Raw genomic sequence first — 15685 nt, 5'->3', positions numbered from 1 at the left:
AAAGCCCCCTATTCATGGATGCCGTGCGTGAAGCGCCCTACGCCTTACCTGCTGTCTCTTGCCGTCCTCTCGGCGCTGATTCCCCTCGCTCATGCCGACGACGCGACACCCGACACGGGCAAGACCCTGGCCACCGTCAGCGTCACCGGCTCCAACATCAAGCGCACCGACAGCGAAGGCCCGAACCCGGTGCAGGTGATCGACCGCCAGCAGCTGGAGCAGTCCGGCAAGGTCACCGTGGCCGACGCGCTGCGCTCGATCTCGGCCAACACCGGCAACGCCACCAACGAAACCACCAACAACGGCTGGGCCTCCGGCTCGGCGGGCATTGGCCTGCGCGGGCTGTCGCAGAAGAACACGCTGGTGTTGCTCAACGGGCGCCGGCTGGCCAATTACGGCTTTCCCGCCAATGGCCTGGGCGACACCTTCGTCAACCTCAACGCGCTGCCGCTGGTGGCAGTGGAACGCATCGAGGTGCTCAAGGACGGCGCCTCTGCCGTGTACGGCTCCGATGCGGTGGCCGGCGTGGTCAACATCATCACCCGGCAGGATTTCCAGGGCACCGAGCTCGGCATTAGTGGCGGCACCTCCGATCAGGGCGGCATGGACACCCAGCGCGCCAAGTTCATCGGCGGCATCGGCGATCTGGACAGCGATGGCTACAACATCCTCTTCAGTTTCGACGCCTACAACCGCGACCGGCTGGATCAGGACCAGCGCGCGCTGACCCGCTCGGGCATCTACACCGACCTGCCCGGCGGGCGCTGGAACGGCTGGTCGGCCAAGGGCGCGCGTTACCTGGTCGGCGGCCGCTCTGTACCGATGCTCGATGCGCAAGGCAATTGCCCCACGGGGACGGTGCTCACCGCCAGCGCGCCGATCGACGGCCTGGCCGGCGATACCTGCGGCTTCAACCAGGCCCCGTTCACCACGCTGATCCCCTCGACCAAGCGCTATCAGGCCTATACCAACGCCACCTTCCGGCTCAGCGACAATGTCGAAGCGTTTGGGGAGGCGCTCTACAGCGAGGTCAAGGGCGTGTCGATCTTCGGTTCCAGCCCGTACTTCACCCTGGAGGGCGGCCGCTTTGCCTTGAACGCCAGCACAGGCCTGGCCGAGCCGGTATCCAACCTGTTGCCGGCCTCCAGCCCGTACAACCCGTACGGCACCGCGGTACCGATCGAATACACCTTCTTCGACCTGGGCCAGACGGTCAAAACCAACCGCTCGCAGTCCTATCGTTTTCTCGGTGGCGTGCGCGGCAAGACCGAACGCTGGGATTGGGAGGCGGCGGCGTTCGCCGCACGCAGCACCGAGCACGAAACCGTGTCCGGTGGTTTTGCCAATCGCTTTACGCTGGCCCAGGCGCTGGCCGATGGCAGCTACAACCTGCTCGATCCATCGGCCACACCGCAATCGGTGATCGACGGCATCAACCTCAGCACGCTGCGCCCGGCCCAATCGACACTGCGCGGCGTCGACGCCAAGGTGTCCGGCAATCTGTTCGAGCTGCCGGCCGGCAGCGTCGGGTTCGCTGCCGGCGCCGAGTGGCGGCAGGAGGAACTGGTCTCGCGCAATCCCTGGCAGATCGACCAGGGCCTGCAGATCCGCCCCGCGATTGCCGCGGTGGATGGTGAGCGCAAGGTGTCGGCGCTATATGCCGAAGTCAACCTGCCGCTGCTGCGATCGCTGGAACTGCAACTGGCAGGGCGCGGCGATCATTACAGCGATTTCGGCAATGCGTTTTCGCCCAAGGCCAGTTTGCGCTGGCAACCGCTGGATGCCGTGCTGGTGCGCGCGGCCGCCTCGCGCGGCTTTCGCGCACCGTCGCTGTCGGAGAATGCAGCCAGTACGAATATCTCCTACGGTTCGGTGGTCGACCCGTTCGATCCGGACGTGCCGGGTTCGCGCCAGAACCCGACCTTCTTCACCGTCGGCAACACGGAGCTCGATCCAGAGCGCACGCGCAGCTACAACCTCGGCGTGGTGCTGTCGCCGTGGGCCGACACCAGCCTGAGCGTGGACTGGTACAAGATCGAACTGGAGAATCTGGTCGGCACCGGCAACAACGCCACCATCGTGCAGAACAACGACCCGGCCGATGTCATCCGCAACGAACGCGGCACGCTGGTGGCGGTGTACAACCGTTATCAAAACCTCAGCGAGCTGACGACCTCCGGCCTCGATGTCGAATTACGCCAGCGCTGGCGCACCGAAGCGGCCGGCAACTTCGGACTCAATACCGCCTATACCCATGTGCGCGATTACCGTCGCCCCACCGTGGTCGGTGGCCCGTTGCAGGATTACGCCGGCAGCAATCTCGGCCCGTCGTTGCCGCGCAACAAGGCCACCACCACGCTGGACTGGAATCTGGGCACGGTGAGTGCGGCGCTGACCTGGTACTACACCGGTGGCTACGACCAGAAGGCCAGCGCCGCGGCCAGTGCGGTGCAGTCGCGCGTGGGCGACTACAACCAGTTCGACCTGTATCTGGGGTACACCGGCATCGACAAGCTCACCCTGTACGCCAAGATCGAGAATCTGGCCGACAAGCAACCGCCGGTCGATGCCTCGTTCCCGGGCATTCGCGCGCCATACGACTTCACCCAATACGACCTGCGTGGGCGCTATTTCACCGTCGGCCTGGATTACCGATTCTGATCGGCATACGCACGGCCCTTGTGCGCGACGTGGGAGTGCCGGTCAGGCCCCATCGCGCACAGGCGGACTCCTGCACACTGCGGCAGCTAGGTTCGCGACCGCAGCCGTGCAATGGTGGCTCTGCCTGCCACCGCTCTGAACGACTGCAGCGCCATTGGCCCTGAACACTTTCAAGGAATCACGATGACCTCTTCGCAGCACGCCTGGCTACTCGCCCTGGCCTTCGTCGCGCCTCCCCTAGTCGCGCAACCTGCCGCACCACCCGCCGCGCTACCGGGTTACGACGCCGATGCCGCACAGGCGCAACGCGCGCTGGAAGCGCGTTTCGATAGCGGCTTGCAGGACGCCGATTATCGCGGCTGGTTGAAGCAATGGTCGTCGGCGCCGAATCATGTCGGCGCGCCGCATAACCTGGAAAACGCCCGCGATCTGCAAACGCGCCTGCGCGGCTACGGCTGGGATGCGCGCATCGAAACCTTCGAGGTGTTGTGGCCCTCGCCCAAGACCTCGCAGCTGGAACTGCTCGGTCCCAAACCCTATGTCGCGCGTCTGAAGGAGCCGCCGCTGCCGGGCGACAGCACCTCCACCCAAACCGACAACGTACTGCCGCCGTATGTGATCTACGGCGGCAATGGCGATGTCACCGGCGATCTGGTCTACGTCAATTACGGCATCGCCGAAGACTACGAAGCGCTGGCGCGCAACGGCGTGGATGTGCGCGGCAAGATCGTCATCGCCCGCTACGGCAAGGGCTGGCGCGGGCTCAAGCCGCGGCTGGCGCAGGAGCATGGTGCGATCGGCGCGATCATCTATTCCGATCCGCGCGACGACGGGTATTTTCAGGATCGGGCCTATCCCGATGGCCCGGCGCGCAATCAGTGGAGCGTGCAACGCGGCTCGGTCGCCAATTTCGCGATCTATCCCGGCGATCCGCTCACCCCGGGCGTCGGCGCCAGCAAGGGCGCCAAACGCCTGAAGATCGACCAGGCCGGCAGTGTGTTGAAGATCCCGACCCTGCCGATCAGCTGGGGCGACGCGCAACCCTTGCTGGCCGCCCTGGGCGGGCCGGTGGCACCGGAGGACTGGCGCGGCGCGCTGCCGATCACCTACCGCATCGGCGGCGACGACAGCGCGCGCGTGCATCTGAAGGTGGATGCGGACTGGGGCAGCAAGACCATCTACAACGTCATCGCCACCCTGCGTGGCAGCGAATATCCGGACCAGTGGGTGGTGCGCGGCAATCACCGCGACGGCTGGGTGTTCGGTGCGGCCGATCCGCTCTCGGGCACCACCGCCTTGCTGGCCGAAGCCAAGGCGATCGGCGAGCTGGCCAGGCAGGGGCAGCGCCCCAAGCGCACGCTCGTCTACGCCAGTTGGGACGGCGAAGAAGCCGGCCTGCTCGGCTCCACCGAATGGGCTGAACAGCACGCCGACGAACTGCGCCGCAAAGCGGTGCTGTACGTCAACACCGACGGCAACGGACGCGGCTTTCTCAATGCCGGCGGCAGTCATGCGCTGCAGCGGCTGGTCAATGGCGTGGCGGCGGATCTGCGCGATCCCGACAGCGGCGTGAGCGTGCTCGAACGGCAGCGCGCCCGTGCGCGTATCGATGCTTTGGCACCGAGCGCCAAGCCGGCGCAGAAAGACATCGCCAAGCAGGTCGCGGCCGGTGGCGATGTGCCGCTCAAGGCGCTGGGCTCGGGCAGCGACTACAGCCCGTTCCTGCAGCATCTGGGATTGGCAACGCTGGATCTGGGCTATGGCGGGCAGGGCGGCGGCAGCGGCGTCTATCACTCGCTGTACGACTCCTACGATTACTTCGCGCGCTACATCGATCCGGACTTCAGCTATCTGCCGCTGTTGTCGCAGACGGTCGGCCGCACGGTGCTGCGCGTGGCCAACGCACCGGTGTTGCCGCAACGCTTCGGCGACTTCGCCGATGCGGTGGCCGGCTATGCGCAGGAGCTCAAGCAGCAGGCCGACAGCGACCGCACTGCCGCACGCACGCAGGCCGAGTTGCTGCAGGCCGGAGCCTATGCGGCCGTCGATAACCCGAACCGGCCGCAACGCGCGCCCGAGCCGAAAGCCGCGGTGCCGCAGATCGACTTCGCCGCGCTGGACCAGGCCATCGCGCGATTGCAGGCCAGTGCCAAGCGCTACGACGGAGCGCTGGCATCGCGTGGCGGCAGCCTGGATGCAGGCGTGCGCGGCAAGCTCAACGCCTCGCTGCAGCGCATCGACCAGACCCTGCTGGCCGAAGGCGGTTTGCCGGGGCGGCCGTGGTACCGCAACCTGATCTACGCCCCCGGCCTGGCTACCGGTTACGAGGTCAAGACCCTGCCAGGCATTCGCGAAGCGCTGGAAGACCGGCGTTGGGAGGATCTCAACAAGTACATCGTGCAGACCGCCGCGGTGCTGGATCGGTATCGCGAGGCAATCGATCGCAATACCGCGTTGATCGACGGCTAGGCAGTGAGCACGCAAGACAGGAAGCGCTGAGGGTTGGCGGTGAGGTTCCAGCCTCCCGTCAGTCCTGAACGTTGCCGCGATCGGTGCTCGCGCTCAAGCCGCTGCGTCTGCGGTGTGGCCGAGCGCAGGGAGTGCCGGAAGATCGTCGGGCATGTTGGTTGCCTTGCGGAAGCAGACCAACTGCAGCGGCGAGCGAGGAGCGGTGGCGCCAGCCACGCGCCACCAGCGTGACCGGGCTTGTTTGTGCAACCACCGGTTCTTGCCTTGATCGTTGCACCGCTCCGGCTTCTTCGATGGCACGCGCGGCGCTTGCGAAGGTTGCACCTGGCCTCTACCGCCTTGCACCTTCGCGCGACGACGCCCACAAAAAAGCCGCCCCGAGGGGCGGCTTTTTCTGTCACGTCACTGCATGCGGCAACGCCAGTGGAACCGGCGCGCGGGATTCAGCGCGTGCCGCTCGGGCGCTGGCCGCCACGGCCGCTGTCGCGACGGCCTGCACCGGCACCCGCGCCCGCACCGGCCTGACGCGGCCCGCTGCTGCGCTGGCCACCGGGCTTCTTCGGGCCGGCATGCGCATGCGCCTGACGCGGCGCATCGCCATGCGGACGACGTGCGTGGCTCTTGCGCGGGGCGCGATCGCCACCCGGCTGCTCGGCACGACCCGGCGCGCTATTGCCCCAACGGATCGGGGTCTGCGGCTCGTAGCCCGGCACGTCGCGGATTTCCACGTCGCGGCCCAGCATGCGCACGATCTGGCGCAGCAGCTTGGCTTCGTCCTGCGCCACCAGCGAGATCGCCTCGCCGGTGGAACCGTTGCGGCCGGTGCGGCCGATGCGGTGCACGTAGTCTTCGGCCACCATCGGCAGGTCGTAGTTGATGACCTTGGGCAACTGGTCGATGTCGATGCCGCGCGCGGCGATATCGGTGGCCACCAGCACGGTCACGCGGCCGGCCTTGAAGTCGCTCAGGGCACGCATGCGCTGGCCCTGGCTCTTGTTGCCGTGGATCGCCGCGGTCTTGATGCCGGACTTCTCCAGGAACAGCGCCAGCTTGTCGCTGCCGTGCTTGGTGCGGGCAAACACCAGGGTCTGCTCGCGGCTGTCCTGCGCCAGCAGGTGCAGCAGCAGGTCACGCTTGCGCGCGCCATCGACCGGGTGCACGCGGTGGGTGATGCTCTCGGCCACGGTGTTGCTCGGGGTGACCTGGATCTGCATCGGGTTGCGCATGAATTCCAGCGCCAGCTGCTTGATGTTCTCTTCGAACGTTGCCGAGAACAGCAGGGTCTGGCGGTCCTGGCGCGGCAGCTTGGTCAGGATGCGCTTGATCGACGGCAAGAAGCCCATGTCGAGCATGCGATCGGCTTCGTCCAGGATCAGCACTTCGATGCCGGACAGGTCCACGCTGCGACGCTCGATATGGTCGATCAGGCGGCCCGGGCAGGCGATCAGCAGGTCCACGCCACGACGCAGCGTATCGAGCTGGTTGCCCATGCCCACGCCGCCATAGATCACCGCGCTCGGAATGCGCAGGTACTTGCTGTAGCCGCGCAGGCTGTCATGCACCTGGGTCGCCAGTTCGCGGGTCGGGGTCAGGATCAGCGCGCGCGGCTTGCGCGGGCCGTTGACCGGCTGCGGGCTGGTGCCCAGGTGCTGCAGCAGCGGCAGGCCGAACGCGGCAGTCTTGCCGGTACCGGTCTGCGCGCCGGCCAGCAGGTCGTGACCTGCCAGCACCAACGGGATCGCCTGCTGCTGGATTGCAGTGGGGGTTTCATAGCCCTGCTCGGCCAAAGCGCGCAGCAGGAAGGGCGCCAGGCCCAGGGATTCAAAAGACATCAGGAAGCTCCAAGTAAAGCGTCGCCACCAGGCCAGGCCCGGAGCGCAAACGCATTGCAGATGCAAAAAGTGAGGCTCGGAGCGTTCCCGTGAACCGCGCTGCGAGATGGTGGAACAACCCAATCAAGGAGCGATGGGTTTGTCGGCACCACGAAAGGCGTCGGGTGGGGCGGGCGAGCGGATCGAGCGATCCTGGCCTCGCCGGCGGTCCCAAAGGGAAACGGACGGCCGCATGCAGACCCGGCAAGTGTACGCCCCTTTGGCGCGCTGCACAAAATTCCGGCATCGCGTTGTGTTCCGGGTCAGCTGTTTCAACCGCAACCATTATTGCGCCAGGTCGTACAATCGGCACATCAGCCACAGCACAGGATGGTCATGAAGCTAGGTTCCCTGAAGGAAGGCGGCCGCGATGGCAGCCTGATCGTGGTTTCGCGCGACCTGAGCAAGGCCGTGCACGCCACCGGCATCGCACCGACGCTGCAGCGCGCGCTGGAAGACTGGAGCAACGTCGCGCCACGGCTGAACGCCTTGGCTGCCGCGCTCGACGAGGGTAGCGCCGATGGCGTCTTCGATCTGGATCTGCAGGCACTGGCCGCGCCGCTCCCGCGCGCGTACGAATTCGTCGATGGCAGCGCCTACCTGCCGCATGTGGAGCGCGTGCGGCGCGCGCGCAATGCCGAGGTGCCGGAAAGCTTCTACACCGACCCGCTGATGTACCAGGCCACCAGCGCCGGCTTCTACGGCCCGCGCGATGCCATCAAGGTGATCAGCGAAGACCACGGCATCGATCTGGAAGCCGAAATCGTGGTGATCACCGACGACGTGCCGATGGGCGCATCGCCCGAACAGGCGGCCGCGCATATCCAGTTGATCGGCCTGGTCAACGATGTTTCGCTGCGTAACCTGATCCCGGCCGAGCTCGCCAAGGGATTTGGTTTTGTGCAGTCCAAGCCGCGCTCGGCGCTGTCGCCGGTGTTCGTCACCCCCGACGAATTGGCCGATGCATGGCGCGACAACAAGGTGCATCTGCCACTGGTGACCCACGTCAACGGCGCCTGGTTCGGCGCGCCGGAGGCGGGCAACGACATGCAGTTCGATTTCGCCCAGCTGATCGCCCATGCCGCCAAGACCCGCCCGTTGTCGGCCGGCACGATTGTCGGGTCCGGCACCATCGCCAACGAAGACACCACGCTGGGCGCATCGTGCTTCGCCGAACAGCGCGTGGTCGAGACCTTGCGCGATGGCAAGCCGAGCACGCCGTTCATGGCGTTCGGCGATGTGGTGCGGATCGAGATGTTCGATGCCGGCGGCGCCAGCGTCTTCGGTGCGATCGAGCAGCGCGTCGAACGGCAGCCATTGCCATGACGCTTAGCGTCTGGCCGGCGGGCGCGGTCACCGGCGGGCGCGCATGAGCGCGGCGCTGGAGCTGTTTTCGTACTGGCGTTCGAGCGCGGCGTATCGCGTGCGAATCGGCCTGCACCTGAAGTCGCTGGCCTATGTCACCCATCCGGTGCATCTGGTGCGCGACGGCGGCGAGCAGCATGCTGCGGCCTATGCGCAGCTCAACCCGCAGCAGCTGGTGCCGACGCTGCGTCACGGCGCAGTGGTGATCCCGCAGTCGCTGGCGATTCTGGACTATCTGGAAGAGGCCTTTGCGGGCAGCGCGCCGCTATTGCCGGCAGCCCCGGCCGACCGCGCCCGCGTGCGCGCGCTGGCCCAGCTCATCACCTGCGATGTGCATCCGCTCAACAATCTGCGCGTCACCCAACTGCTGGAGCGCGAGTTCGCGCTGGACGCTGCGCAACGCCTGCACTGGACCCAGCACTGGATGCAGCGCGGGTTCGCCGCACTGGAGGCGCAACTGGCGCACGATGCGCGCACCGGGCGTTTCTGCCACGGCGACACGCCGGGGCTGGCCGATTGCGTCCTGATTCCGCAGCTTTACAACGCCCATCGCTTCGAGGTCGATCTGGCACCATATCCGACCTTGCAACGCATCGAACTGGCCTGCCTGGCGCTGCCGGCCTTCGATGCGGCACGGCCCGAAATGCAGGTCGATGCGATGGCGTGAGGGCAGGGAATCACGGCCCTCATCCGCCCTGCGGGCACCTTCTCCTGCCGCGCGGGAGAAGGGGGTGCCAGGACGCCGACGCGCTAGCTCCCAGCCAGGCAATGCGGGAATTGGCTTGTCGCTGGCACATCGAGCCCCTCATCCGCCCTGCGGGCACCTTCTCCCGCCGCGCGGGAGAAGGGCGCGCGGGAAGGGTGAGCCAGGACGCCGACGCGCTGGTTCCCGACCAGCACTCCGGTAACCGGCTCCGCGTTGCGCGCACGCGTAAATCCTGGCGTTGCCATCAGCGAGAGCAGCGGCTTGCAACGCCGGTGGAGATGCCTTGGAGACCCAGGATGCGTGCTTGGGAGAAACGCAGGGATGCGCTTTGGAGAAGGCGAATGACGTGTTCTGGAGCAGGTGATGCTCTGGAGAAGGTGGATGACGTGCTCTTGAGAAGGCAGTAGCGCTGGAACCACGACCTCAGGCAGCAGCGGCGCTACCCCTGGGCCACACTGACGTTCCGGGTTGCCGACTCCGTTGCCCTTCTCCCGCGAGCGGGAGAAGGTGGCGCGTAGCGCCGGATGAGGGCGCTTCGGGCAGCGACGACACACCGCAGGACTCAGCGCCGGCAGCGACCATCTAACAACGCTGCCGCCTGCCGCTTCTGCCCACCAGACCGATCAGATAAATCCGTGGCTGATCTTCGGTGCGGCGGCAGTCTCGTAATCCGCATACGGGTCGTGCTCGCCCGAACCACCTTCGGACAGCCGGAACTTCAGTGCCAGGCCATCGCGCGAGTCGGCAGCTCGCAGCGCCTCCTCTTGCTCGATTTCCCCTGATTTGACCATGCGGAACAGGCATTGGTCGAAGGTCTGCATGCCTTCTTCCAGCGATTCTTCCATCGCCTGCTTGACCTCGTGCACCTGGCCGCGGCGCAGCAGGTCGCGGATCATCGGGGTATTGAGCAGCACTTCGGTCGCCGGGCGACGGCGCCCATCCAGCCCCTTGACCAGGCGCTGCGAGACCACTGCGCGCAGATTCAGCGCCAGATTCATCAGCACGTTCTTGTGCGCGCTTTCCGGGAAGAAGTTGAGGATGCGCTCGATGGTCTGGTCGGCATTGTTGGAGTGCAACGTGGCCAGGCACAGGTGACCGGTCTCGGCGAAGGCGATGGCCGCCTCCATGGTCTCGGCATCCAGGATCTCGCCGATCAGGATCACGTCCGGCGCCTCGCGCATCGCGTTCTTCAGCGCGCTCTGGAACGCATGCGTGTCCAGGCCCACCTCGCGCTGGTTCACGATCGACATCTTGTGCTTGTGCAGATATTCGATCGGGTCCTCGATGGTGAGGATGTGCCCGGTGGTGGTGCTGTTGCGGTGGTCGATCATCGAGGCCAGCGAGGTCGACTTGCCGGAGCCGGTCGAACCGACCACCAGCACCAGCCCGCGCGGAGTCATGATGACGTCCTTCAGCACCTGCGGCAGGTTGAGTTCTTCGATGCTCGGGATCCGGCTGCGGATGGCGCGGATCACCATGCCCACCTCGCCACGCTGCTTGAACACGTTCACGCGGAAGCGGCCGGCGTCGGGCAGGGCGATGGCCATGTTGAGCTCGAGCTCGCGCTCGAACTGCGGTACCTGGCCTTCGTCCATCAATGAGTAAGCGATTTTCTTGACCATCCCCGGCGGCAACCCCGTATTGCCGAGCGGGTAGAGCTTGCCTTCGATCTTGATGTACACCGGCGCACCGGTGGTCAAGAACATGTCCGAGGCATTCTTTTCGGTCATCAGCTTCAGGAAGTAGCCGATATCCATGCGCAATGGTTCCCCAACAAACAGCAGCGTCTCGTTGCAAGTCCGCCGCAGGCTTCCGACAATGGCCGTGCTCGAGACTTCCTCGCTACGGCTCCCCTAATGACGGCTAGCTTCGCATACTTGCGGCGATCCCTGTATGGCATCGCCTGTTTCATGGTTCTTTCCTCTCCGGCCGCCGCCCAGGTGGCTCCGGAGCTCACCGCCGCCGAACAGGCCGTGCAACGCGCCACCCAGGCCGACGCCGACCAATACGCCCCGGATCTGGTCAACCTGGCCCGCCAGGAACTGATGCAGGCCCAGCAGGCGCAGCTGGACAAGCGCCAGCGCAAGCAGGTGCCGCAGATCGCCCTGCGCGCCGCCGCCGATGCCGATCTGGCCAAGGCGCGCAGCGAAGAGGCGGTGGTCAGTGCCCAGCTGGAGCAACGCCGCAAGGAAGTGGCGCAACTGCAGAACAGCCTCAACACCGGGGAGAGCGGTCGATGAAACTGCGCCCCTACCTTTATATCGGTGTGCTGAGCCTGGCCACGCTGCCGTCGCTGGCGATGGCGGCCAAGGACGACCCGCAGGCCGACGCGCTCAACCGGCGCCTGGCGGCGCTGCAGAACGACCCGCAGACCAGCGACCTGGCCCGCTACGAGCGCTTGCAGGCCCAGCAGACCGTGGCCGCGCTGGCCGAGGCCAAGCGGCGCGACCGCGATGAGCTGGTGTTTCTGGCCGACCGCCGGGTCGAGATCGCCGAGCTCACCGCCCGCACCGCGCTGGCACGGCGCGAGCTCGACTGCCTGGAAGGCACCCGCAACGACCTGCTGATCGAAGCCAGCCGCCGTGACGCCTCGCGCGCCCGGCAGGAGGCCGAGCGCCTGCGTGTGCAGGCGCAGATCCAGGCCGAGGAGGCCGAGCGCATGCGTCAGGCCGCCGAACAGGAAACCCTGGCCCGCCAGGATGCCGAGCTGGCGCTGACCAACGTGGCCGGCAAGCAGACTGCCAAGCTCAACGCCGCCCAGCAGAAGGCGCTCCAGCTGGCGCACGAGGAGGCCGAACTGGTGGCAGGGGCCAAGCTGCCCTCGTCCAAGGTGGACAGCCGCGGCGAAGTGTTCTCGCTGGGCAGCGGCGCGTTCGGCGGCAAGGCGGCGTTGTCCGGCGATGCGGCCGGGCAGGCCAAGGCGCTGGCCGAGTATCTCAACATCGGCAAGAAGGGCCGGGTCAGCATCGTGGGTTTCGACAGTGATGCGGCCGTGGCCAAGAAGCGCGCCGAGGCGCTTCGCGATGCGTTGGTCGCCGGCGGCGTTGCGGGATCGCGGTTGCAGGTCAGTGGCAGCAAGGGTGCCGCCAGCAAGACGCGTGCGGCCGAGGTCGTTGTCGCTCCATAATGCAAGTAGTTGGAAGTTAAGGCGTTTTAACCCGGGCATGACGCCCGGTTGAACCGCGGTCACTGATTGACGCAAGGAACGGCAAAAGCAGCCGTTCCGGCCTTGAACCCCCTTCGCGACCGGCGTAGGGTCGTACCTCCGGGCAGCAACTCCGCCGCCCGGAAAGTACGGAGGGCCGGGTCAGTGACGCAAGGGCACGCAGCGACGCACGCAGTTGCAACAGGTAGTGGTTTTACCAGTGCGTCTACCGTGGTGACCTTTGCCAACGCGACTCGCGGGTCTTCCATTCCCAAGCAGCGCCCTGCGCCGTCCGCGGCCGGGGCGTTCTTGTTTTAAGTGAAGGAGGTAACGCCATGTTCGAAGGGCAACCGCAGACCGAAATCGACGCATTGGTCAAGTCCGATCCCGAGTTCAAGCAGCTGTACCAACGCCACAAGCTCTTGAACAAGAAATGCATGGATGCCGAACTTGGGGTGCTCCCCATCGACGACGTGACCTTGGGCCAGATGAAACGCGAAAAATTGCAGGCCAAAGAGAAGCTCACCCGGATGTACGACCAGCTCACGCACTGATCCTTCCCCACCGTTAGAACAAGTTCACCGTCGCGGGCGGTGGCGGCCTCCTCGTCGGCTTGCCACCGTCCGCGTCTTTGTTTTGGCCGATGCCGGCGCCGCCAGGCGCCAGCGTTTCGAGCAGTTGAGCACGCTCGTTCATAGGCGGGCACGATCGTTTCCCGCCTGGATGAGCATTCCCCGGCGGTTCGTCGGATAATGACCGGTCTAGCCCGCGCGGCGCAGCGACGATATCCCGATGGCGATTCATTCCTCCGTACTCGAACTGATTGGCAACACGCCGATCGTCAAGGCCCAGAGCCTGGACACCGGTGTCTGCGAGCTGTTCCTCAAGCTGGAGGCGAACAATCCCGGCGGATCGATCAAGGATCGCATCGGGCTGTCGATGATCGAAGCGGCCGAACGGCGCGGCGATCTCAAGCCCGGCGCCACGCTCGTGGAGGGCACCGCCGGCAACACCGGCCTGGGTCTGGCCCTGGTGGCGCAGCAGAAGGGCTACCAGCTGATCCTGGTGGTGCCGGACAAGATGAGCCGCGAGAAGATCTTCAATCTCAAGGCCATGGGCGCCAATGTGGTGCTGACCCGGTCGGACGTGGCCAAGGGCCACCCGGAGTACTACCAGGACCTAGCCGCCAAGATCGCCGCCGAGACCCCCGGCGCGTATTTCATCAATCAGTTCGGCAACCCGGACAACCCGGCCGCGCACGAATTCGGGACCGGTCCGGAAATCCTGGCGCAAATGGACGGCCAGCTGGACGCGATCGTGTTCGGCTGCGGCAGTTCCGGCACCATGACCGGCCTGTCGCGCGCCTTCGCCACCGCTTCGCCGCACACCGAGCTGGTACTGGCCGACCCGGTGGGTTCGATCCTGACCCAGTACATCGAAGAGGGCACGGTCAGCGAGAAGTCCGGCAGCTGGCTGGTCGAAGGCATCGGCGAAGATTTTCTGCCGGACATCTCCGACTTCACCCGGGTCAAGAAGGCCTATTCGATCAGCGATGCCGAAAGCTTCCACACCGCGCGCGAGCTGCTGGCCAAGGAGGGCGTCCTCGGAGGCTCGTCCACCGGCACCTTGCTGGCTGCGGCGCTGAAGTACTGCCGCGAGCAGACAACGCCCAAGCGCGTGCTGGTGTTCGTCTGCGATACCGGCAACAAGTATCTGTCGAAGATGTACAACGACTACTGGATGCTCGACAACGGCTTCCTGGAACGCCCGCAACACGGCGACCTGCGCGACCTGATCCTGCGCCCGTACAACAAGCGCGACACCGTGGTGGTGGGCCCGAAGGACCTGCTGACCACCGCCTATCAGCGCATGAAGCTGTATGACGTGTCGCAGCTGCCGGTGATCGACGACGGCGAACTGGTCGGCATCGTCGACGAGAGCGACGTGCTGCTGCATGTGTATGGCGATGAAGCGCGTTTTCGCGACCCGATTTCCACCGCAATGGTCAGCAAGCTCGACCGCCTGGATGTCGCCTCGCCGATCGAGGCGCTGCTGCCGGTGTTCGACCGCGGCCAGGTCGCCATCGTCATGGACGGCAAGCAGTTCCTCGGCCTGATCACCCGCATCGACCTGCTCAACTACCTGCGCCGCCGCGTGCAGTGACCGCGCAATGCCGCGCGCGCTGGTGAGGCGCGCGGCATTGGCCGTTCAGACCTGCTTGCTACAATCGCCCACTTTTTCCGGGAACCTCCATGTCCAACAGCACGACCAAAGGCCACGATGGCGAGCGCGCATTGGCGCTTGCAACGCTGGCGATCCATGGAGGGCAGTCGCCAGATCCCAGCACCGGCGCAGTGATGCCGCCGATCTATGCGACGTCCACCTACGCGCAATCCAGCCCGGGCGAACATCAGGGCTTCGAGTACTCGCGCACCCATAACCCTACGCGCTTCGCCTACGAGCGCTGCGTTGCCGCGCTGGAAGGCGGTACGCGCGCATTCGCGTTTGCCTCGGGCATGGCCGCCACGTCCACCGTGATGGAGCTGCTGGATGCCGGCAGCCACGTCGTGGCGATGGACGACCTGTATGGCGGTACCTTCCGCCTGTTCGAGCGTGTGCGTCGTCGCACCGCCGGCCTGGATTTCAGCTTCGTCGATTTGACCGACCCGGCCGCCTTCGAAGCCGCAATTGGTCCCGACACCAAGATGGTCTGGATCGAAACCCCGACCAACCCGATGCTCAAGCTGGTCGACATTGCGGCGATTGCCGCCATCGCCCGCAAGCACGGCCTGCTGATCGTGGTCGACAACACCTTCGCCTCGCCGATGCTGCAGCGCCCGCTCGGCCTTGGTGCGGACATCGTCGTGCATTCGGCCACCAAGTACCTCAACGGCCACTCGGACATGGTGGGCGGTATCGCGGTCGTTGGCGATAACACCGAGCTTGCCGAACAGATGGCGTTCCTGCAGAACTCCATCGGTGGCGTGCAAGGCCCGTTCGACAGCTTCCTTGCGCTACGCGGATTGAAGACCTTGCCGCTGCGCATGCGCGCGCACTGCGAAAACGCCCTGGCGCTGGCGCAGTGGCTGGAAACCCACCCCGCCATCGAAAAGGTGATCTATCCAGGCCTGGCCTCGCACCCGCAGCACGCACTGGCCAAGCGCCAGATGTCCGGCTTCGGCGGCATCGTCTCCATCGTGCTCAAAGGCGGGTTTGAGGCAGCCAAGCGCTTCTGCGAAAAGACCGAACTGTTCACCCTGGCCGAATCGCTCGGCGGTGTGGAAAGCCTGGTGAACCATCCCGCCGTCATGACCCACGCCTCGATCCCTGTGGCCCGCCGCGAGCAGCTTGGTATCAGTGATGCGCTGGTGCGGTTGAGTGTGGGGGTTGAGGAGCTAGCGGATTTGCGGATGGATTTGGAGCGGGCTTTGAGTTTCTGACCGCGCGCAGACACCGCTTGCCTCATCT

The 15685-nt window shown here is 65.8% G+C and carries 11 protein-coding genes; 9 read left to right on the top strand and 2 right to left on the bottom strand.

Annotated features, from left to right (window positions below):
- Positions 1–27: 27 nt before the first annotated feature.
- Entirely contained in the window at positions 28–2661 is a 2634-nt protein-coding gene (locus tag FHY19_RS06470) for a TonB-dependent receptor (protein WP_259163099.1), read from the top strand.
- 183 nt (positions 2662–2844) lie between these two features.
- Positions 2845–5130 (top strand): transferrin receptor-like dimerization domain-containing protein, encoded by a 2286-nt coding sequence (locus FHY19_RS06465; RefSeq protein WP_259163098.1) that lies wholly within the window; start codon positions 2845–2847, stop codon positions 5128–5130.
- A 443-nt stretch (positions 5131–5573) separates the two neighbouring features.
- Here FHY19_RS06465 and FHY19_RS06460 read toward each other — a convergent pair whose 3' ends face one another.
- Positions 5574–6962, bottom strand: a complete 1389-nt coding sequence (locus FHY19_RS06460; RefSeq protein WP_259156570.1) for a DEAD/DEAH box helicase — start codon at positions 6960–6962, stop codon at positions 5574–5576.
- A 306-nt stretch (positions 6963–7268) separates the two neighbouring features.
- Here FHY19_RS06460 and FHY19_RS06455 point away from each other — a divergent pair, with 306 nt between their 5' ends.
- Entirely contained in the window at positions 7269–8327 is a 1059-nt protein-coding gene (locus FHY19_RS06455) for a fumarylacetoacetate hydrolase family protein (RefSeq protein WP_259164077.1), read from the top strand.
- A gap of 43 nt (positions 8328–8370) precedes the next feature.
- Positions 8371–9033, top strand: coding sequence for a maleylacetoacetate isomerase (gene maiA / locus FHY19_RS06450; protein ID WP_259163097.1), 663 nt, complete (start codon positions 8371–8373; stop codon positions 9031–9033).
- Positions 9034–9695: 662 nt separating this feature from the next.
- Here maiA and FHY19_RS06445 read toward each other — a convergent pair.
- Positions 9696–10829: a PilT/PilU family type 4a pilus ATPase gene (locus FHY19_RS06445; RefSeq protein WP_259156566.1), complete on the bottom strand. Its 1134-nt coding sequence runs from the start codon at positions 10827–10829 to the stop codon at positions 9696–9698.
- 99 nt (positions 10830–10928) lie between these two features.
- Here FHY19_RS06445 and FHY19_RS06440 point away from each other — a divergent pair, with 99 nt between their 5' ends.
- The 5 genes from FHY19_RS06440 to FHY19_RS06420 all read left to right on the top strand — a co-directional run bounded on the left by FHY19_RS06440 (position 10929) and on the right by FHY19_RS06420 (position 15657).
- Positions 10929–11312 (top strand): DUF4398 domain-containing protein, encoded by a 384-nt coding sequence (locus tag FHY19_RS06440; RefSeq protein WP_046963332.1) that lies wholly within the window; start codon positions 10929–10931, stop codon positions 11310–11312.
- Positions 11309–12199 carry a hypothetical protein gene (locus FHY19_RS06435; protein WP_259163096.1) on the top strand — a complete coding sequence of 297 codons (891 nt, stop codon included), beginning with the start codon at positions 11309–11311 and terminating at the stop codon, positions 12197–12199. The genes FHY19_RS06440 and FHY19_RS06435 overlap by 4 nt, the downstream gene beginning before the upstream one ends.
- A 353-nt stretch (positions 12200–12552) precedes the next feature.
- The gene (locus tag FHY19_RS06430) at positions 12553–12771 is read left to right on the top strand and encodes a YdcH family protein (RefSeq protein ID WP_002814034.1); all 219 of its coding nucleotides are present in this window, start codon (positions 12553–12555) and stop codon (positions 12769–12771) included.
- Between the two features lie 238 nt (positions 12772–13009).
- Positions 13010–14380, top strand: a complete 1371-nt coding sequence (locus FHY19_RS06425; protein ID WP_259163095.1) for a pyridoxal-phosphate dependent enzyme — start codon at positions 13010–13012, stop codon at positions 14378–14380.
- An 89-nt stretch (positions 14381–14469) separates the two neighbouring features.
- Positions 14470–15657 carry a cystathionine gamma-synthase gene (locus FHY19_RS06420; protein WP_259163094.1) on the top strand — a complete coding sequence of 396 codons (1188 nt, stop codon included), beginning with the start codon at positions 14470–14472 and terminating at the stop codon, positions 15655–15657.
- Positions 15658–15685: the final 28 nt, after the last annotated feature.

Source organism: Xanthomonas sp. 4461, assembly GCF_024806475.1.
Lineage (GTDB): Bacteria > Pseudomonadota > Gammaproteobacteria > Xanthomonadales > Xanthomonadaceae > Xanthomonas > Xanthomonas arboricola_F.
This window is presented reverse-complemented; position numbering and strand designations above follow the sequence as displayed.